This is a genomic window from Shewanella sp. ENK2 (assembly GCF_043568515.1).
Classification (GTDB): Bacteria; Pseudomonadota; Gammaproteobacteria; order Enterobacterales; family Shewanellaceae; genus Shewanella; species Shewanella japonica.
On record NZ_CP171406.1, the window covers coordinates 4,797,125 to 4,818,633 of the forward strand.

Below are 21,509 nucleotides of genomic sequence, written 5' to 3' on the forward strand. Positions count from 1 at the left end.
ATCAATCCTTAAATTGATATGCAGTTAAATAAAGTGATTTCATCACCTTACTGGTTATTAGCCCACTCTTTGCAATGCGGTTTACAGCCTCTCAACACCGTTTAGACGTTCATACATCTCATTACCACGAGCAAATAATTCACGGGCAGTTTTTAAATATTGTTTCTCTAAATAAATATTGGCTTGTCTTAGGTAAGAACCCGCTAAACGTTTATCCAAAGTCAATAAGGGTTCAAAATCTTCCGGTACACTCTCAGCTAGCACTCTGACTTCATCGTCAAATGCTCGCAGGTCTTTTGGGTTATCAATGGCATCTAATCTGACAGTCAGCTCTTCAAAGGTGTTTCTGTAATAGACCTCTGCATCTTGGTAAGGATATTGCGCATTTTTACCGCTTTGGACAGCATTGTTGTATGCAGTGAGTTGTTCAACCGCCACCTTCATTTCAGCGCCATAAGTCAGTAAAGGCTGTGCTTCAGCTTGCTGTGAAAAAATAACCTCACCCGTTGTGATTAGTGCCTTTATTTGAGTGACATCGTGGGTTTTAAGCGCTACATCAAAAGCTGTTGCATAAAGTGTAAAATCTTCTTCTGATGGCACATAAGTGAACTTAGGCTCGATAAAGGCTAAGTCTTCAACAATCGCTTTTATATTATTTCCGCCTGTTTCATCGTATCTTGACTGACTTAACAGTAAAGCTAATCGCTCAGATAACGCATCTATCACCGACTGCTTGCTACGTTCTGCTTGGTTTTTCATTTTTAATAAGCGTATTGAGTCAGGGTAATAGCGCTCAGTGGCTTCAATGATTAATGAAATTCGGCCATAGTCTTGATATAAACCGTTACTGCTTTTCGGAACTGAAGCAATTCGTTTTTCAACAATATCTAATACTTCAGTTTGGTGTTTTCTTAATAATCCATTACGAATTAGCACTTTATCTTCAGGTATTTCAGCTAGGCGCTCTAATAATGCGGAAGCTGGAATGTATTCATATGACTGAGTTTCATTTTGCACTTGATCAGTCATTGATACTTTTTGCTCTAAATTCGCAAGTTGCAGCTGATGATGTTGTTGGACTTGTACTCCCACAACAATCAGTGCCACTGCCGCAGCAATAGCAGTAGGTAGCGGCCAGGCTTTACTCTCAAACTTTTCAATAATCGTCGCGATAGAGTCAGCTCTTTGCGCCTTCTTAATAGCAAGACCTTTTTTGAGTGTAGGCCATAAACGTAAGCTAATATGACTTGGTTTACTCAACGATGCTTTGGCCAAATCGACTTCATTTGCCGCAACTCGTTTGTAAGGGTGTTTACTGGTTAACAGTTCATAGGTAATACAAGAAAAGGCATAAATATCATCGGCGGCACAAGCTTCTTCACCAATCAGCTGCTCATAGCTGGCATAGGCTGGTGTGTAACCTGTCAGTGGCGAGTCTTGATCAACTTGCTCTAATGCATAATGGTCTTTTTCATGTTGGAATGATTTAGCTACGCCAAAATCAAATACCTTGATATTGCCTTGACGGGTTAAGAAAATATTCGATGGTTTCAGATCGGTATGCACAATTCCTTGTTTATGAGCATAAGTTAATGCCGAACCAATCTGCTCAATAATCTTCATTGAACCTTTAAAGTTAAGTCCAAGCGGCTTAGAACGTTTAATCACTTGATCTAAAGATTCACCATCTAGCCATTCCATGACCATAAAATGGTAACCTTCGTCAGTATCAACGTCGTATACACGAATAATATTGGGATGCGAGAGCTGTTGTGTTTGCACAGACTCTTTAATTAACACCTGTTGCGCTTCTGGAATGTCAGTAAATTGTGATAACAGTACTTTAATAGCGACAAACGGTTCTGCGACGTTTAATGATTCTAAATATAGATCTTTTGCACGGTAGATATCACTCATACCGCCATGACCAATTTTAGATTCTATTAAGTAACGCTTTTTAAAACATTTACCGATTAAATTCGTATTATTTTTGCTATTTGAACCGTTATTAATGCCAGCGACCAAAGTCTTGTCATCAACCATATGTTCGGGGGTTTGACTCTTATCCATAAGTACAGGTAAATCCCTTTATATTATCCTTAAGTATGTAAACTAATGCACTACTCTATTTAATTTACCCCAATATGTTGCAGCATCAATTTGAAAAAAACAATATTAAAAACCATTTATCATTGTAAATATAAAAATAGAGCAAATATCTCACACCCTTTAGTATGTATTTAATTAAAATATAATTAATTAGGATATGAATTTAATTAAACTTATAAAACATTCATTAAAAAACCACCTATTTCTATTGACCAAGCATTCCATAATGGGTAATTTACGAATACTTTTTTAACGGACTAAATAATAGAAGTAGATATGGCATATTCTAAATTATCAGTACCTCTTTTGATCTTACTTGCAGCATCTGGATGTAAATCAACCCCAGAAGTTCAACCTGAACCACCTAAAGTCGTTTCGCTTTCTCCTGCGTGCATGGAATACGCTTTAGAAAATGATAATGAAGAGCTTGTTGGTTTTAGACCGGTTTACTTTGAAGTCAACAGTGCAAAACCTTACAGTAGCTTAGACAGTAATATGTCTTGTATTGTCACTTACCTATCGAGAAACCCTGATAAGTCTGTTGATATTCAAGGGTATACCGACGATAAAGGTACAATTGAATACAACAAGGCGTTAGCTAAAAAACGCGCTGATGGCTTAGTTGAACACTTAGTACTATTAGGCGCCTCACCGAAGCAGCTTCAGTCTAGTGCACACATTATCGAAGACAAAGGCGTTAAATTGACGACTTCAGAGCGCTCAAAAATACGTCGTGTTAATTTTGCTATTACAGACAAATCTTTATAGTAGCGATGGAAATAGTTCTATTATTTGTCGAACTAACACCTATCCTACTAGCATGAGCATCACGATATAAATACAGGTATACCGAGTTTCGGCTTACCTGTATTTATATAATACTTAGTGATAATAATTTAATAAGTAGACTTTAAAAATCATACTTTAAGGTTTCAATTTATGTCATTTTTAATTTAGGTTAGTTTTAATTAAAGTGACTTTTCAGTTTAAGTTACCTTCCACTTTAGATTAAGTTAAATTTTACTTATTAAAAAACCAGCTTGCATTAATACATTACAGACAACCATTAATTAATCAGTCCTAATAACACAGCCTGACTTGTATCATTGATAACCTAGAAAGATAAGCTTGCGTTGGTCGCGAGTATATTTAAAAATCACAGGCAGATGCTAAGTTTCAAGCTAGCACCCTGTTTTTATTTTGCCTATAAACAATATAATGCGCGATATCTTCAATAGAGTGAATGTCTCCAATATCTACTTTTTCACAAAAGTCTCTGGCTTCACCGCTGAAGAAAAGTGACTTTGCCAATTCATAAACTTGCACAACTTTGCTCGCAACCGCCTCCATTGGATCAATAAAATCAATTGATGAAAAGTGGTTCTCTAAAATAGAGCGAACTAAAGGTAACTCAGTACAGCCCAAAATAACGGTATCAACACCTTGAACTTCTAACGTTTCAATCGCCTTAATCAATAATTTTGCATTACTTGCAAATTCACCAGATTTAATACCAAACGGTTCTCTTATATCCTGACCACATGAGGATTTCTCACCAGTTTTGGCACCATATATTGCGCTATGTACATATCGTTCTTGAATTTCTAATGACGGCTTAATAAACGGTAAATTTGCCATTGTTAGATAATCATCGTAGATACCCGAATTGTAAGTACCATTGGTACAAAGTATGCCAACGATTGCTGCAGGGTTGTCGCTATGAATTTGCTCTGTGGTTGCTTTCAACATGTCGAGTAAATAAACATCTGTTTGTTCTTGTAGTCTTTGCCTAAAATAATGCGCTGTATTGCATGTCATCACCGCAAAATTGACTTTATTTTTTTCAAGAAATTTTACTGATTCAAGCATCTCAGGAACGGGATCTTCTCCTCCCTCATTGATAGCTTCAGAGCGATCAGGTATATCTGGATTCTTAATGACAACCATTCCCATATGGTCTTGATCCTTCATCGCACCATGCGCGACTTCTTCCTTAAAAACGATATCCTGAAATAGAATGTCAGCTTCCGGCCCCATATTGCCTACAACACCAAATAATAACTCTTTCATATCTAACTGGCCTTTCGCCCTCTGTAAATTTAGGCTTATGGTAAAAGGCAGGTGCAATAGACGTTAATCCCAATTGAAGGATCTAATCCTCTATTATAATGGCGTAGATGTTGTTAAATAAGCGTAATGGGTTAATCAACACGCTTAATATAGTGATCAAACTGGTTGAGTTGTCGGTATCCCTTACTCTCGTATAATGCTTTAGCTGCGCCATTATTCACCTCTGTCGATAATTTAATACTGTCTGCATGAGTAAATTTAGCGAAAACATCAACCTGATGCAGTAAAGCTGTAGCTACACCTTGTTGTCTAAAAGCGTGTTCTACATATAAATCGTTTAAAATCCATGTTCTTTTCATCGCAACTGATGAAAATGAAGGATACAACTGAGCAAAGCCAACTAACGTATTTTGCTCATTCATCGCAATAAAAATGATTGAATCAGCTTCAACTAACCTTTCCTTAATAAATTTATGGCTTTAATCCAAATTTTCTTCCTAGCCATAAAACTGTCTATAGGCATCAAAAAGCGGTGAGATTTGTAAAAGGTCATCGATTGTTGCTTGTATGATCTTCACTATTTTCCTATTCCTTGACTGAGCCATCGGCTTTTTCGTTGAGTGTCAGAAGTGCTCACTGCCACTATTAACCATTAACACCAAAAAATAAACATTTTCACCACATCTTAATATTCACCTTTGCTAACTTAAAGTACAAAAAACACTTAAACCTCTGTTTAAAAACAAATTAACCATCTTGGCACAACTTCTGCTTATTCAAGATTAAATAACTATTAGCAACAAACCGATTACAAAATAAATTAGCAGGTACCCCATGGATAGGTTAATCAGCATGAAAAAAATGACAATCTCACTACTTTGCCTTGCAACATTAACGTTAACAGCTTGCGGTGGAGAATCTGAAATAGAAAAAGAGGAAGAGAAGTACGCCATTCCTGTTGAAATATCACCAGTTACTCAAGGAGATGTATCTTCGTTTTATAGCACAACTGCAACATTAGAAGCGCCAGAAGAAGCTCATGTCGTCACCCGCATTGCAGGTCTCATTGAAACAATTGAAGTCGAGGAAGGCGATAGAGTCACCAAAGGTCAAGCTTTAGCCACCATTGACGCAAAACGTCAGCACTACGATTACAAACGCTCTCAAGCTGAAGTTCAAATCATTGAGCAAGAGTTAAATCGACTAAAGCAGATGAAGAATAAAGAATTTGTCAGTCAGGATGTCATGGCGAAGTTAGAATTCAATTTACAAGCCGCTATTGCGCAGCGTGATCTAGCTAAACTGCATGTTATTGAAAGTCAGATAGTTTCGCCAATTAATGGTGTAGTCGCTAAACGCCACGTTAAAAAAGGCAACATGGCGAAAGAATTTGAAGAGTTATTTTATATTGTTAACCAAGACGAGCTTCATGGCATCGTTCACTTACCTGAGCAACAACTAGTGAGCTTACGCTTAGGGCAAGAAGCTAAAGTAACAAATCAATATGCTAATCAAAGCATCAACAACCAAGAAATCATCGCTAACGTATTGCGTATCAGCCCGATTGTGGATGCCCAAAGCGGTACATTTAAAGTCACCATTGCTATCGATAATAGCGATGCCAAACTAAAAGCCGGTATGTTTACCCGAGTAGAATTAAAATACGACACTCACAAAAACGTTGTTACCGTTCCTTTCAACGCGGTTATTAATCAAGATGATACTCAAGCCTTGTATGTTATCGAAGATAACACAGCAACCCGTCGAGAAGTCAAACTGGGCTATCGAGAAAAAGATAAAGTTGAAATCCTTTCAGGTGTTGAACAAGGTGAACAAATCGTCATTCGTGGTCAGCAAAACCTGAAAGATCAATCTTTAGTCGAAGTGATCACACCCCTTTCTTATGCCAAAAACAGCCTAGCAGCGCAATAAGGAAGTCACTATGTCATTGATTAATACTTCGGTTAAACGCCCGGTTACTGTGTGGATGTTTATGCTTGCCATCATGTTGTTTGGCATGGTGGGCTTTACTCGACTTGCGGTTAAGTTACTACCCGACCTAAGCTATCCAAGTGTGACTGTACGTACTGCCTACGATGGCGCTGCGCCAGTTGAAGTTGAACAGCTTATATCTAAACCCATTGAAGAAGCGGTTGGAGTCGTAAAGGGTTTACGGAAAATCAGTTCTATTTCTCGCTCTGGAATGTCCGATGTTGTCCTGGAATTCGAATGGGGCACGAATATGGATATGGCAAGCCTCGAAGTACGTGAAAAAATCGATACTATTGAGTTACCTCTAGATATTAATAAGCCGCTTTTACTGCGATTTAACCCTAATTTGGATCCCATCATGCGTTTAGCATTATCGGTTCCTGACGCAACTGAATCTGAATTAAAAGCCACACGCACTTTTGCTGAAGAAGAACTAAAACGTCGCCTTGAAGCACTATCAGGTGTGGCTGCAGTTAGGTTATCTGGCGGATTAGAGCAAGAAGTTCATATTTTACTTAACCAGCAAAAGTTACAGCAGTTAAACCTGAATGCTGACGATATTAAGCGCCGTATTAATCAAGAAAATATAAATTTATCAGCAGGTAAAGTGATACAAGGAGATAAAGAATACCTTGTACGCACCCTCAATCAATTTAATAGCCTAGATGAATTACGAAACGTCATCATCTACCGTGAAGGCCAAACATTAATTCGATTATCGGAAGTCGCTGATATTGTCGACAGCTATAAAGAACGCAGTGATGTCACCCGTATCGGTGATGTCGAGTCTATAGAACTGGCTATTTATAAAGAAGGTGATGCTAATACCGTTTCTGTTGCTAAAAAGGTGCAAGCAGAGCTTGCTAATATCAATCAAGAATCGGCAGATAATCAACTAAAAGTCATTTATAACCAATCAGAGTTTATCCAAAGCGCAGTGAGTGAAGTCACCACAGCTGCCCTATTTGGTAGTTTGCTTGCGATGCTAGTCATTTATTTATTTTTAAGAGACATCATAGCCACACTTATCATTTCAATTTCAATCCCATTCTCTGTTATCGCCACATTCAACATGATGTACTTTGCAGAGATTAGCTTGAACATAATGTCGCTTGGCGGGATCGCATTAGCCATAGGCTTGTTAGTTGATAATGCTATTGTGGTACTTGAAAATATTGACCGCTATAAATCAAAAGGCATGGCAAGATTAGATGCTGCCGTTACTGGCAGTAAAGAAGTGGCTGGTGCTATCTTTGCTTCAACACTAACCACCCTCGCCGTATTTGTCCCGCTTGTGTTTGTTGATGGTATTGCTGGGGCGTTATTTTCTGATCAAGCGCTCACAGTGACCTTCGCCTTACTGGCTTCATTATTTGTCGCTCTCACAGCGATTCCAATGCTTGCTTCTAGACAAGGTTTTACTCAACTACCTTTAGAGCAAACCACTACTCCGATTGAAAAACCAACGAGTAAAAAAGCAAAGTTCGCCTATTACACCAAGGCTATTTTAGGTTTTCCTTTTAAACTTATACTCAGTTATCTACCGACCTTATTGCTTAATCTTGTCATCATACTAACCCGCTTTACGTCTTGGTTTTTCAGCTTGTTCATGCGTCCATTAAGCGCAGGTTTTAATTTGTTTTATCGATTCATTGAGGCGATATACCATCGTGTATTACGCCAAGCAATGAGTCATAAAATGGTGACTGTGGTTATTGCACTCATGTTAACCCTGGGGGCTGGTAGCTTATTTCCAAGATTAGGTGTGGAGCTTATTCCTCCAATGAACCAAGGGGAGTTTTATGTCGAAATTTTACTTCCACCAGGTACTGCCGTTCAAAAAACTGATGCAGTGCTTGAGCAATTGGCATTTTCCATTAGCGATAGTGACAATGTGAAACACACTTTCAGCCAAGCAGGGAGTGGTGGATTAATGACTTCTGATACCGCTAGAGGTGGAGAAAATTGGGGACGATTACAAGTTGTACTAGCCAATCCTGACGCATTTACAATAGTGGCTAATACGTTACGTGAAACCGCTAAGCGTATTCCAGCCTTAGATGCAAAAATTGAACATCCTGAATTGTTTAGCTTTAAAACACCGCTTGAAATTGAACTCTCTGGCTATGATTTAGCCCAGTTAAAGCAAAGTGGTGACCAACTGGTTTCTGCCTTGTCACAATCAACAAGATTTAGCGATATCAATACTAGTCTACGTGATGGACAACCTGAAATCAGTATTCGCTTTGATCATGCCCGTTTAGCAGCCCTTGATATGGACGCACCTACCGTTGCCAGCAGAATTGCACAGCGTGTAGGCGGGACTATAGCAAGCCAATACACAGTTCGTGACCGTAAAGTTGATATTTTAGTGCGAAGCGAACTAGATGAAAGGAATCACATTGAAGATGTCAATTCGCTGATTATTAACCCTAATAGTCAATACCCGATTCCATTAAGTGCTGTAGCTGATGTCTCATTGCAAGTGGGCCCATCAGCCATTAACCGTGTTAGCCAACAACGTGTGGCAATCGTATCGGCAAACCTCAGTTATGGCGATTTAAGTGAAGCAGTAAAAGAAGCCCAACAAATACTTAATCAACAACAATTTCCGACTTCCATTCAAGCACGCTTCGGTGGACAAAACGAAGAAATGGAGCACTCGTTTGATTCATTAAAAATTGCCTTGGTATTAGCTATCTTTTTAGTTTATTTGGTCATGGCAAGTCAGTTCGAGTCTTTACTGCATCCATTACTAATCCTAATTGCTGTGCCCATGGCTGTTGGTGGCAGTGTTATCGGTCTGTTTATAACAGGCACTCACTTAAGTGTGGTTGTCTTTATCGGCCTAATAATGCTCGCAGGTATTGTTGTTAACAATGCGATTGTTTTGGTCGATAGAATCAATCAACTTCGAAAAGAAGGTCATGATAAAGATGAAGCGATTAGCACCGCAGCTAAATCGCGATTACGCCCAATTATGATGACAACGTTAACCACAACACTGGGCTTGTTACCAATGGCAATAGGTTTAGGTGATGGTAGTGAAATACGTGCACCTATGGCAATTACTGTTATTTTTGGTTTATCAATGTCGACCATGTTAACGCTGTTAGTTATTCCAGCCCTTTACGGCATATTTGATAAAAAACGTTATCAAGTAACGCAAACGGAAGTGGCGCCGACCTTAGCATCAGAGGGGCAGTTATAATGGATAACAATAATATTAATCAAGCTAAACAAAGCTTTAGCATAACTAGATTAGCCATTAAGCGCCCCGTGACCACCAGCATGTTTTTTCTGGCAATATTATTATTCGGCATGGCCTCTAGCAGGCTACTGCCACTGGAAATGTTTCCAGGTATTGATATTCCACAAATTCAGGTAAACGTGCCTTATAAAGGGTCAACGCCTGCTGAGGTTGAACGTGATATCACCAGTGTTCTAGAAGAGTCGTTAGCAACAATGAGTGGTATTGAAGAGGTACGCTCTAATTCATCTCAAGATGGAGCAAATATTCAGCTCAATATGAAATGGGGGCAAGATGTCGCCACCAAAAGCCTAGAAGCACGCGAAAAAATCGACTCGGTAAGGCATTTATTACCCAGAGATGTTGAACGAGTGCTCATTCAGCAATTCTCTACTGCAGATATGCCAGTGCTCACTATTCGTATATCAAGTGAGCGCGAGTTATCCAATGCATTCGACTTGCTAGATAAGCAACTTCGCAAACCCTTAGAGCGTATTGAAGGCGTATCAAAAGTCACTTTATATGGCGTTGATCAAAAGCAAATTGAAATTAGGCTCGATGCCGATAAGTTAGCAGCTTCTGGTATCAACCCTGCACAGCTTCGCCAACGCCTACAAATGGAAAACTTTGTCATAAGTGCTGGTACCATCCGTAACAATGACCGTGTTTTTCAAGTATCTCCAAAGGGCGAGTTTTTATCTATTGAAGATATCAAAGCAGTTAAACTCAATACCACAACCAGCCTAGGTGACATAGCGTCAGTGACCTTTACGCTTCCTGAGGCGTTTGAAGGTCGACATTTAGACCAAAAATATGCTGTTGGTTTAGATGTGTTTAAAGAATCTGGTGCAAATTTAGTGCATGTGTCAGAGCGAGTATTAAAGGTCATTGAACAAACTAAACAAGACAGACAATTTCAAGGCATCAAGTTATTTGTCATGGAGGATCAGGCCTATGGTGTTAAATCTTCACTTAAAGATTTGCTGCTATCAGGATTGATGGGCGCTTTTCTATCATTCGGCGTACTGTACTTATTTTTACGCAACTTAAAAATGACATTAGTGGTGGTGTCGTCAGTACCTATTTCAATTTGTATGACGTTAGCTGGTATGTACTTACTGGGTTATAGCTTGAATATCTTATCAATGATGGGGTTATTACTGGCAGTGGGTATGCTGATTGATAATGCGGTTGTTGTAACCGAAAGCGTACTGCAAGAAAAGCAACGTAGTGGTATTACAGGTCAGCAAGATACCTTAGCACGCTGTCAAAAAGCCAATGAAAATGCCGTGTTAACTGGTGTTGAAAAAGTTGCTTTAGCAGTACTTGCTGGCACGCTGACCACTGCCATTGTCTTTTTACCTAATATTGTGGGTGTTAAAGTTGAGCTGACCATTTTCCTTGAACATGTAGCGATTTCAATCTGTATTTCTCTTGCCGCATCACTGTTAGTGGCAAAGACATTAATCCCATTATTATTGACCAAATTACATTTCGAAATTGATACCGAGGAAAAAGAGTCTAAGTTACGTCAGTTTTATCAAAAAAGCTTAACTTGGATTTTAACGCATTCGAAGGCCTCAGGAGTGTTAGCCGTGTTCCTATTAGCCTCAACAGCATTGCCATTGAGCTTGGTGCAACAGGACCAATCAGATGGTGAAGGTAATGACCGTTTATATATTAATTACCAACTTGAAGGCAGACATAACCTCAAAGTCACTGAAGCGATGATCAATCAAATGGAAGACTATCTTTATGCCAATAAAGACGCCTTTCAAATCGACTCTGTATATAGCTATTACTCAGCTGATAGCATTCAAACCACCATCTTGCTATTAAAAGATATCGAAACCCCGATGTCTGAGTTAAAAGCGCAAATCCGAGAAGGATTCCCTAAATATGCCGCCGCTTCACCACAATTTGGTTGGGGAAATGAAAACTCAGGATTACGCATTACATTAACGGGCCGTTCAACGTCTGAACTTATCAAGATTAGTCAGCAAGTTGTACCATTGCTGAGTGCGATTGACGGCTTAGAAGACGTGCGCTCTGAAGTGAATGCAGCGCAACAAGAGGTTGTGATTAAAATTGACCGTGAAATGGCTGCTAGGCTTGACCTAAACCTCAATGAAATAGCCTCTCATATTTCAATGGCACTTCGAGGCTCACCACTGCGTTCATTCAGACACGATCCTAATGGCGAGTTACGTATCGAATTAGCCTATGATAAAAGTTGGCAACACTCTTTAGAAAAGTTAAAACAACTGCCTATTATTCGCCAAGGTCAGCGAGTGTATAACCTCGACAACTTAGCTGAAATCAATATTCAACCTCGTTTTGATACGATTAGACATTACAATCGCCAAACAGCCCTATCCATTGGCGCTAATGTCAATGACATCACTACAGAAGAGGCTCAAAAGCAAATTGAACAAGTCATGGAAACCATTAATTTCCCGTATGGTTATGGCTACAGTTTACGTGGTGGGTTCCAACGACAAGATGAAGACCAATCGATTATGGCCGTCAATATGATATTAGCGCTAGCCATGATTTATATCGTCATGGCCGCTTTATTTGAATCCCTGTTATTACCAACAGCTATTATCAGCTCAATCTTGTTTTCAATCACGGGTGTTTTTTGGGCACTGTGGATTTCAGGTACGCCGATGTCGGTTATGGCAATGATTGGGATCCTTATCTTAATGGGCATCGTAGTTAATAACGGTATTGTATTGGTGGATCAAATAAACCAAATGACGCCAAAATTATCTGACTTATCAGACACCATTATTGCCATCTGTGTTACACGATTACGTCCAGTATTGATGACAGTCGCTACCACTGTGCTAGGGCTTGTTCCTTTAGCCATGGGTGATACTCAAATCGGCGGCGGTGGGCCACCATACTCACCTATGGCCATTGCCATTATTGGCGGGTTAAGTTTTTCTACCGTCACCAGTTTGTATTTAGTGCCTCTTTGCTATCAAGCGCTATATCGAATTCGTTATCAATCATCAGTTAAATTAGGTTTAGCTGACAAGAGAGCGAAAAAGCTGTTACCTTGGACTGTGTAATATGGATGCCTCATGCCTTTGTGCTAGTTAATCTAGCCAAAGGCGTGAATATTAAAACAGGACACAACAGATGAAACTAAGATTGTTCAGTAAATTAATCGCACTATCATTAATTAGCACTGCAGTTTATGCTGATGATGACCGCTTTAAAGATGTTCAAATCACCTCACAGCAACTTACACCCACAACCTATATGTTTACCGGCTCTGGCGGTAATATCGGTGTATCAGCTGGTGCAGATGGCATATTAATTATCGATGATCAATTTGCACCACTCGCAGATAAAATCAGTCAATCATTAAATAAAATTCAACCAGGACAACCTAAGTACGTCATTAATACCCATTACCACGGCGATCATACTGGCGGTAATGCCCACTTTGGTGAACAAGGGATCATATTTGCTCATCACAATGTACTGAAAAGACTCAGTGCCAAGCAAGATACCCCCAAAGCAGCCCTGCCCGTTGTGACTTATTCCGAGGATGTTGCCATTCATTTTAACAATGACACGTTAACTCTGAAGCATATGGGGCCAGGACATACTGATGGCGACAGTGTAGTGTTTTGGAAAAATGATAACGTTGTACACATGGGGGATTTATTTTTTAAAGACCGTTTCCCTTACGTTGATTTAAATGGTGGTGGCACTGTTATTGGTTATCGTGACAATGTTTCAAAGGTTATATCATTAATAGACAAACAGACACAGATAATCCCAGGTCATGGTTCGCTGGCCACTCAGGATGATTTATTAAAGTTCAAACATATGCTTGATGAAAATATTCTATGGATGGAAAAAGAGCTCACTGAAGGTAAAACACTAGCGCAAGTACAAGCAAGTGGCGTACCTGAGAAATGGAAAGATTGGAGCTGGGGTTTTATCACGGAGAAAAAGTGGATCGATACTTTATATAAAGACTTAAAACCTCGCTAATCATCTACTTATTTGAATAAAGCGATTCATTCTAAAATAAGCCGCTTATCAGCGTAGCAGTGACAAGCGGCTTTTTATTTAATGGTACCTAAAGTGCCATAGCACCCAATACACTGGTTTTAAATCTTTACCACCTATACCTTGAAACGGTTTTGCAAAATAGTATAACCATTGCCAAGACTGTAAAAATTGCTTGGCTTGTTGCCAAATAACCTCACCACCAGCTTGTCGATAAGCCGTTATCGCAGCCGAAATCTTTTCTTTATCATTTATGTAGCGGTATAGGCTATGCACATAAACTAATACATCTCGAATTTGTTGGTTCAACAAGGTGCCCTTTTGCTGATTGACCTCAAAATCGATAAATTTTACTTCACCGGCATCCCAGCTTATGTCGCGTAAAGCCGGTCTTCCATGTGCATGATCCATCAAATGCAAATGAGCTAAACCTTTACTGGTATCATTCAAAATGCGCTGTAATTCATCACTGGCTATATCATCACTTTCAAGCCAATCCCTAACCGTGCGCCCTGCATCTTCAACAACGAGATATCCATCGCCACTGGCATGTACCTTGGGAACTGGTGCTCCATCGTTTTGTAAAAGTTTCAAAACTTGAGTTTCTTTGTATAAGGCTTCGGCTGAATCAGATTTTAAAAAGCGCATCGCTCCAGAAAGCTTTTCAACTTGTTTAAGCCAATAGCGCTTACCTTGATATTCAAAATGACTGATACGCACACCTTCATTTAAAATAAGCATTTGTGCGACTTTGTCCTGAAAAGAATGCATTTGAGTCATTTTTTGTCCGTCATACCGAATTAAGTATTCAGTATCTAAGCTATAAGACATAGACTTCAAATTTTTCGAGGTGAACTGGCTGACTTTTACGTCAGCGCATAAATAGTGCAATTACTCTATAATCAGTACCTACATACTAATAACAACAAGTGCACAATAGTTAACCAACGAATTGATATGTAGCATGGAATTTAAATCAAAAAAAGCGCCTTAAAGGCGCTTTTTTAATAATGATTTTTTAAGACTCTAGCGGTAATGCTCGGTTTTCAAGCAACACAGGAATGCCTTCAGTAATTGGATAAGCGAGCTTGTCAGCTTTACAAATCAATTGATCTGCTTCTTTATCAAATTCCAACTTACCTTTACATACTGGGCAAGCCACAATCTCAAGTAATTTTTTATCGAACGCCATGGAGGTTTCCTTGTTTAACTTTGACGACTTGTTCTAGTCTATTCAAAAATGCTTGATCAAAACTTTTATTAAGCTTCGCATTTACTGGCAGATACCACCAGTTTTGTTGTGCAAAATCGCGACATTTAACCGCATCTTTCTCTGTCATTATCAATGGGTGCTCTTCAGAGAGTTGCGCTAATGCCTGTTTATCAAATGCCTGATGGTCTTCAAACTCATGAGTTTGAACAATGTCGTACCCTAACGCGCTGAGATTATCGAAAAAACGTTGCGGATTACCAATCCCCGCCATAGCCACTGCGGGTTCAGATTGCCAAGATGAGGTGTTAGAAGACGCTGCAGAGTCCACCCTTGTTAATGAACACGGTGCTAATTGCATTGCCACTTCATCATTTTGAGCTGCACCACCATTGTTGATCACCCAATCAATAGTGTTTAATCGCCAAATGCCTTCTCGTAATGGCCCTGCAGGAATTAAGCATTCATTACCGTATCGTCTTTGCCCATCTACAATCGCAAGTTCGATATCTCTGGCTAAGGCATAATGCTGTAAGCCATCATCACTAATAATCACATCAACATCAAAATCAGATAACAACTTCTGCGCCGCATCAATACGCTTAGCGCCAACCACCATGGGAACGTTTGTACGCGCCACAATCATGGCTGGCTCATCACCCACATCTACCGCTTTATCGGTTAAATTAACGGCTTTCACACCATTAATTTTAACCCCGTATCCGCGGCTTATTACCCCAGGCTTATAGCCATGCTGGCGAAGTAAATCAATTAAGTAGATAACGGTAGGCGTTTTGCCACTGCCACCAGCTGTAATATTACCCACGACAATCACAGGTACAGGTAAAGTTTCAGCTTGTTTTATCCCGAGTGAAAATCCAAGACGACGCAACCAAGTAATAAGCCCAAATAACCAGCTCAATGGCATAAGCAACCATTTTGCCGGATGACCTTGATACCAAATTTTGTTAACTAACGCCTGCATTTAATTACCAAATTGCATTTTATACAAGTTAGCGTAAACGCCTTCTTGCTCAACTAGCTCAGCATGCGCACCGCGCTCGACAACTTTACCTTGGTCGATAACAAGAATTTCATCTGCAGATTCAATCGTTGAAAGTCGATGTGCAATAACAATGGATGTGCGGTTGTGACGTAAGTTATCTAACCCATGTTGAATGGCTTTTTCAGATTCAGTATCTAAAGCCGAGGTTGCTTCATCTAAAATAAGGACAGGCGCATCACGTAACATAGCACGAGCAATGGCAATCCTTTGACGCTGTCCACCTGATAGCAAAACGCCATTCTCACCGACTTCGGTGTCTAAGCCTTCTGGTAGAGTTTCGATAAACTCCATTGCATAAGCAAGTTCAGCAGCTTTAACAATTTGCTCTCGAGTCACTTCACCTGGATAGGCATATGCAATGTTATTCGCGATAGTATCGTTAAATAAGGTGACCTGTTGTGATACTAAGGCGACTTGATTACGCAAAGACTTCAATTTGTAATCATAAATACTGACATCATCTAAGGTAATATCACCTTCTGAAACACCAGTGTAAAAACGCGTCATTAAGCTGGCAATGGTCGACTTACCTGACCCACTTCGGCCAACCAAAGCAATGGTTTTGCCTTGTTTAACTTCAAAGTCAATATTGGTTAACGCTGGCTTTTCAGTGTCAGGGTAGCTGAATGTCACGTTATTGAATTTCAAGTTACCTTTAACTCGTGCCACTTCATATTCACCCGTATCAGATTCAGGGGCGGTATCAAGTAGCTCAAACACGGTTGTACACGCTGCAATACCACGCTGAAATTCAGCATTCACTCGCGTTAAGTTTTTAATTGGCTGCAGCATTGCCATCATAGCGCCTAAAATAGCGGCAAAAGTACCAGCGGTCAGTTCTTCTTTTAATCCAGGAAATGTTGCGGCATACAATACAAACGCAAGAGCAAATGAGCCGATAATCATAATCACTGGCTGACTGATTGCTTGGGCGACCGCTAACTTCATATTTTGATGACGGTTAGAATCATTCACCTTGAAAAAACGATTTACTTCCGTTTTTTGACCACCAAACGCCAATACATTTTTGTGGCCTTTGATCATTTGTTCTGTTGTCGCTGTGACCCCACCCATAGCTGATTGGATTTGCTTAGAAACCTTGCGAAAGCGTTTACTGACAAGGCTTATAACTATCCCCATTAATGGGCCAATCACTAATATGCACAAGGATAATTTCCAAGAATAAAAGAACATGATGGCTAACATTGCAATGACTGTAATCGAGTCACGTACTATAGAAATAAGTGCACTGCCGGATGCTCGGGCGATTTGTTCAGTATCGAATGTAACTCGAGAAATTAAATTACCACTGTTTTCTCGGTCAATATAACTGACAGGTAAGCGTAAATAATGTTCAAACACTTGCTGACGCATATCCATGATTAACTTAGCGCTCATGTAGGATACACAATAGGTCGATACGAAATTCGCAATCCCCCGAAGTGTAAACATACCAATGACCACAAGTGGCGCCATTAACATAATGTCTTTGTTGGCATTAAACCCGCCGTGGGTCGGAACTTCTACGCCACCAACGACATTAGGCGTTTGACTAAAGCCTTCATCGATAAAAGGTTTAATAAACGCAATAAAAGCGGCGTCGACTAAGCCGTAAGTTAACAGACCTAAGATTGCTAACAAAAACATTCCTTTCATCGGAATGAGATAAGTAAGAAGGCGTTTAAATACGCTCGACATTTCGTTATTAGTTGTTGTCATTGATTACGTTAACACTTGAATAGCAAACAAAGGGTTATTCTACTCTGCTTTAACTTTCTCACCAAATCTAAACAGGCTGTTATACCAAAATGGCGCAATATCTGAACGATATTCACGAATAGCATAGTTTGATGGTTCAAAATCTATACTAATCTGACCCGAGTCACCGCTAACAAGTGTTTTAGCTCCTTTAAGTTTGTAACGATTTTGAATATCTTCTTTAGGAAATCCATATTGATTCGCATAGCCTGCGGTAAAAATAACATGCTTTGGTGACACTGCATCGATAAAGTCTAGTGTAGACGATGTTCGACTCCCATGATGCGGTGCAAGTAACACATCAACGGGGGCTAAAACTTCTCGCTTAAGAAATTCATACTCAGTTTCTTTTTCAATATCCCCAGCCAAAAATAACCGCCGTTGAGTATCAATAATATAAGCAACACAGGAGCGGTTATTATCATTACTTTCAAGTGTATTGATATGCATCTCAATGGTTAAGTTAAGCCACTTTATTTGGTTATTTTCGCAAAGCATATGTGCTGGCGTTTCATTAGCCAGCTCAGAGCTTACATTAATACTTTTATCGATAACGGCTTGCTCTGCAATGACAATCACCTCTGGGTAATGTTTGGTTATGACATTTAACCCTCCAGCGTGGTCATTATCATTATGGCTCACAATGACGTAATCTAATTGAGTAACCCCTTTGCTTGTAACATAGGGACAATAGCTCGCTCTGCATAAGAAAAACTCTCCCCATACGCAGCGCCTGTATCATAAAGTACACCACGATTGCCCTGCTGCAGTAGTACCGACATGCCTTGAGCTACATCAATAACATGCGCTTGCCAATGAATCGGCTTTAGCGTTGCATCTGTAATGATTGGCTCATTAACGGCGTGCTGAAATTGATCAATGTGATGTAAAGTCCAATGCTGCACTGTCAACATGACAAAGGGAATACACAATAAACTTGATACGACTTGCCATGTTTTATGCACTGACCATTTTATTAAAAATAGTCCCAATATGAAGAAAGCCACACTCAAGATGAGATTATCAGGCAACCTCACTAAAGCGAGTGGCCAGGCGTCACTAAAGCCGATTAACCACTGAAAAGGGCTAAGTGACAAATCAGCTAATTGCATTACAGTTTCGCCAAGTATGTACGACCAGTTTTGCGGTATGGGCATTATCATCAACAGTAAATTGAGCACCAAAGCGATAATGCTTAATGGAATAACCACAAAGCTAAACCAAGGCACCATAAGGAAATTAACCCAAATACTGTGAAATGAGAAAGTGCCAAACAATACCGCTTGCACCAAACCTAAAGCTAATGCCAACCGCCATTGCACTGCCCAAAATACAACAATAAAAGCCTTACATTGACTGATTAAACGTCTAAACCTAGTTTGATGATCTTGAAAAAAACGCTGATAAAGGCTTAGTTGTTCCCTATTAGAATCAACACTATCTATACAATCAGTGCTATCACTTTCTTGTGAAAGCGTGGTTTGTTGTTGAAGCGAGGTATAGTCAATGGTTAATAAAATAATGGCCAGCGCACTAAAAGACAGCCAGAAACCAGCGCTTAAACTCGCGAAAGGGTCAATTAATAAAACAGCAAATAACGCCCAAATGAGTCGCTGCCATGTTGAAGCATATTGATTGACCATGGTGAGGATCACAAGTGCAAGCAACATCACCAAGGCACGTTGTGTTGAAATGGCAAAACCAGCTAAATAGCCATAACCCAAAGCAAACACAGTTGCTATGAGCATAGATAAAAGCAAGTTTCTGCGACTAGAATGCGGCCAACATGTAAACAGCATCCCACGTGATAATAACAGAAAAAGTCCAAAAACTACCGATAAATGCAAGCCAGAAATAGCCACTAAATGCCCAGTTCCAGTTTGACGTAACTGTTGCCATTGCTGCTTGGATAATAATGATTTGTCGCCAAATAGTAACGCCTGCATAACAGCGCTATTGTCTAAGCTCCTTAATACAGGTGTTAGGTTATCTATGATTGTTTGCCTAAAAGGCGCAAAATAGGCGACTAACTCCCCTTGCTTCACCGTGCCTTTTGCGACGATATGACGGCTTAATAGGTACTTTTGTTGATTAAAACCACCTTGATTAAGCGGGCTGGTAATCGGTTTAAGTCTGGCATTTAACAGCCAAGTTTGACCGACTTTTAATTCAGGCGGTTGCTGCCAAATGAGTCTATAGTAGTGGTCATAAAAGCGACTTTGTTCAGAAAGCAGTCGAATATCGAAACTTATCCAGTCGCTGTTTACGCTAACTAGTGATACTATCTCTGCCTTAAATTGTTTTTTGACAGGGATATTTGATTCTTGTGAAGAAAATAGTGAATTAAAACAAATAGAAACTAGCAACACTCCAAAAAGTGTTCCACTGATGAACGACCACTTTTTAAAAGTTACTAACACTATTATCAAAGTGATAGACGCCATCCATATAGGAAGTAGGCTTGGCAGCAAATTGCTAAAAAGCATACTGGCGCAAAAACCATAAATGAATCGATTTATCATTGATTAATTAAAGACAGTAATCGCGTATATGCCAAAAAAATTATTACAAAAATTTATGCCGAAGCCTGAAACAATACGTAATCATAAGTATTTACGTATATTTGGCAGCTTATTAAATGATCCCAATTTATGGACGTTGAATCGAAAATCAGCGCCAGGATCATTTGCTATTGGCCTTTTTGTTGCTTGGCTGCCTTTACCTTTTCAAATGGTTATTGCTGCAGGTATGGCCATTTATTTCAAAGTTAATATTCCCCTCGCCGTTGCGCTAGTTTGGTTAACTAATCCGATTACCATGCCGTTTATGTTTTATGCTGCCTACCTATTAGGTGCAAATATCCTCGGGATGGATACGACTGACTTCGCATTTGAAGCCAGTTGGCAATGGGTTGAAAGTTCAATCGGTACAATCGGTCCACCATTTTTGTTAGGTTGTGTTATTTTGGGGGCAATTTTTGCGTTAATCAGCTTCTTTGTGATTAAAAGTCTATGGAAATATTCGATACTATTTAAGTGGAAAAAAGAAGCTAACCTAAACCGTGATATTGAATGAAAAGCCAGCATTTAAGCTGGCTTTTTACCTTTTCAAATCGACTTTAAGCAAGTGTGATTGAAACGAGAGTACATGAGAGTTAGCTGAACATATTTATTCAGCTGCTGATAATTTTCGATAAATCAGTACCACTAAGTGCAAACTTAACAGTCCAGAAAATGCAATGCAGAAAAACAGTAACGCAATCGATTCAACCAATGTCGGGTTATCAGCATAATTCCACCACCATAACGGCCAACAGATAAGACTCAATACAGTAAGTTGCATCATACACGCTCGGCAACGACCTATCTTTTGCTTAAAAATAGACTCTTCACAGTCTTTGCAAGACATCACCACTCCCCTTTAGATACTTCAAGCAGACTCATAGGAAAGGTGCTCTTTATTTAATAGTGCAAAGGCGCATTCATCCCCCCATTTTCCTTTAAAAAATATGTTTTGTATAAAATGCCCTTCTTTTCTAAAGCCAAGCCGCATCAATAGTGTCATTGACGCACTATTTTCAGCATCAGTTGTTGCGGTAATTCTATGTTTTTTCAATACAGAAAATAAATAATCAATCACTGATTTCATGGCTTCAGTTGCGTAACCTTTTTTTGTGCCGTTCTTGCTAAGGTAAAACCGACTTCAACTTGCTGCTCATCAACAAAATGTAGTGCGATATCACCAATTAACTGTTGCGAGTCTTTTTCAATCAAGGCCAATTGAAACCAAAGGCCTGCAACACCGAACATTTGGTAATCCATATTAGAATAAAACCGCAGGGCATCTTCTTCAGTGTAATCATTCCAGCTTTGGTATTGAGCAATGATGGGATCCGCTCGATAAGCTGCAAAATTGGCTAAATCATCAGATTGAAAAGCCCGTATTGTTAATCGTTGTGTATTCAAATGCGGTACTTGAACGGGCTTATTGGTTGTCTTCATTCCTAATACCTTACCTTTTAT

General features: G+C 39.6%; 16 protein-coding genes and 1 pseudogene. 6 read left to right on the plus strand and 11 right to left on the minus strand.

What is annotated here, in order from left to right; translation table 11 throughout:
- Window positions 1-81 precede the first annotated feature (81 nt).
- Entirely contained in the window at window positions 82-2,070 is a 1,989-nt protein-coding gene (locus ACGEDC_RS20950) for a serine/threonine-protein kinase (RefSeq protein ID WP_394495568.1), read from the minus strand.
- A 315-nt stretch (window positions 2,071-2,385) separates the two neighbouring features.
- On the opposite strand from ACGEDC_RS20950, the gene ACGEDC_RS20955 reads away from it, so the two are divergent.
- Window positions 2,386-2,877, plus strand: a complete 492-nt coding sequence (locus ACGEDC_RS20955; protein WP_055023390.1) for an OmpA family protein — start codon at window positions 2,386-2,388, stop codon at window positions 2,875-2,877.
- A gap of 408 nt (window positions 2,878-3,285) precedes the next feature.
- Here ACGEDC_RS20955 and ACGEDC_RS20960 read toward each other — a convergent pair whose 3' ends face one another.
- Entirely contained in the window at window positions 3,286-4,179 is an 894-nt protein-coding gene (locus ACGEDC_RS20960; RefSeq protein WP_080915977.1) for an aspartate/glutamate racemase family protein, read from the minus strand.
- 131 nt (window positions 4,180-4,310) lie between these two features.
- Window positions 4,311-4,646 carry a GNAT family N-acetyltransferase gene (locus ACGEDC_RS20965; protein ID WP_394498443.1) on the minus strand — a complete coding sequence of 112 codons (336 nt, stop codon included), beginning with the start codon at window positions 4,644-4,646 and terminating at the stop codon, window positions 4,311-4,313.
- 385 nt (window positions 4,647-5,031) lie between these two features.
- Between ACGEDC_RS20965 and ACGEDC_RS20970 the strand changes: the two genes are divergently transcribed.
- From ACGEDC_RS20970 to ACGEDC_RS20985, 4 genes are all read left to right on the plus strand, one after another.
- Window positions 5,032-6,111, plus strand: a complete 1,080-nt coding sequence (locus ACGEDC_RS20970) for an efflux RND transporter periplasmic adaptor subunit (protein ID WP_394495571.1) — start codon at window positions 5,032-5,034, stop codon at window positions 6,109-6,111.
- A 10-nt stretch (window positions 6,112-6,121) separates the two neighbouring features.
- Window positions 6,122-9,382: an efflux RND transporter permease subunit gene (locus ACGEDC_RS20975; protein ID WP_394495573.1), complete on the plus strand. Its 3,261-nt coding sequence runs from the start codon at window positions 6,122-6,124 to the stop codon at window positions 9,380-9,382.
- A complete protein-coding gene (locus ACGEDC_RS20980) occupies window positions 9,382-12,498 on the plus strand; it encodes an efflux RND transporter permease subunit (RefSeq protein WP_394495575.1) in 3,117 nt (1,038 codons plus the stop codon). The genes ACGEDC_RS20975 and ACGEDC_RS20980 overlap by 1 nt, the downstream gene beginning before the upstream one ends.
- A 70-nt stretch (window positions 12,499-12,568) precedes the next feature.
- Window positions 12,569-13,435, plus strand: a complete 867-nt coding sequence (locus ACGEDC_RS20985) for an MBL fold metallo-hydrolase (RefSeq protein WP_394495577.1) — start codon at window positions 12,569-12,571, stop codon at window positions 13,433-13,435.
- Window positions 13,436-13,513: 78 nt separating this feature from the next.
- Here the strand turns inward: ACGEDC_RS20985 and ACGEDC_RS20990 are convergent, their stop codons facing one another.
- From ACGEDC_RS20990 to ACGEDC_RS21015, 6 genes are all read right to left on the minus strand, one after another.
- On the minus strand, window positions 13,514-14,233 hold the full coding sequence (locus tag ACGEDC_RS20990; RefSeq protein ID WP_394495579.1) for a serine/threonine protein phosphatase: 720 nt from the start codon (window positions 14,231-14,233) through the stop codon (window positions 13,514-13,516).
- Window positions 14,234-14,471: 238 nt separating this feature from the next.
- A complete protein-coding gene (locus tag ACGEDC_RS20995) occupies window positions 14,472-14,645 on the minus strand; it encodes a Trm112 family protein (RefSeq protein WP_080915983.1) in 174 nt (57 codons plus the stop codon).
- On the minus strand, window positions 14,632-15,648 hold the full coding sequence (lpxK, locus tag ACGEDC_RS21000; RefSeq protein ID WP_394495582.1) for a tetraacyldisaccharide 4'-kinase: 1,017 nt from the start codon (window positions 15,646-15,648) through the stop codon (window positions 14,632-14,634). The genes ACGEDC_RS20995 and lpxK overlap by 14 nt, the downstream gene beginning before the upstream one ends.
- Window positions 15,649-17,448 carry a lipid A export permease/ATP-binding protein MsbA gene (gene msbA, locus ACGEDC_RS21005; RefSeq protein WP_055023398.1) on the minus strand — a complete coding sequence of 600 codons (1,800 nt, stop codon included), beginning with the start codon at window positions 17,446-17,448 and terminating at the stop codon, window positions 15,649-15,651.
- Window positions 17,449-17,487: 39 nt separating this feature from the next.
- A complete protein-coding gene (locus ACGEDC_RS21010) occupies window positions 17,488-18,129 on the minus strand; it encodes a ComEC/Rec2 family competence protein (RefSeq protein ID WP_394495585.1) in 642 nt (213 codons plus the stop codon).
- Window positions 18,130-18,140: 11 nt separating this feature from the next.
- Window positions 18,141-20,009 carry a ComEC/Rec2 family competence protein gene (locus ACGEDC_RS21015; RefSeq protein ID WP_394495587.1) on the minus strand — a complete coding sequence of 623 codons (1,869 nt, stop codon included), beginning with the start codon at window positions 20,007-20,009 and terminating at the stop codon, window positions 18,141-18,143.
- 28 nt (window positions 20,010-20,037) lie between these two features.
- On the opposite strand from ACGEDC_RS21015, the gene ACGEDC_RS21020 reads away from it, so the two are divergent.
- A complete protein-coding gene (locus tag ACGEDC_RS21020; protein ID WP_394495589.1) occupies window positions 20,038-20,562 on the plus strand; it encodes a DUF2062 domain-containing protein in 525 nt (174 codons plus the stop codon).
- A 93-nt stretch (window positions 20,563-20,655) separates the two neighbouring features.
- On the opposite strand, the gene ACGEDC_RS21025 is transcribed toward ACGEDC_RS21020, so the two are convergent.
- Window positions 20,656-20,895: a DUF3624 domain-containing protein gene (locus ACGEDC_RS21025; RefSeq protein WP_394495591.1), complete on the minus strand. Its 240-nt coding sequence runs from the start codon at window positions 20,893-20,895 to the stop codon at window positions 20,656-20,658.
- Window positions 20,896-20,916: 21 nt separating this feature from the next.
- Window positions 20,917-21,488, minus strand: a pseudogene (locus ACGEDC_RS21030) (GNAT family N-acetyltransferase).
- Window positions 21,489-21,509 lie beyond the last annotated feature (21 nt).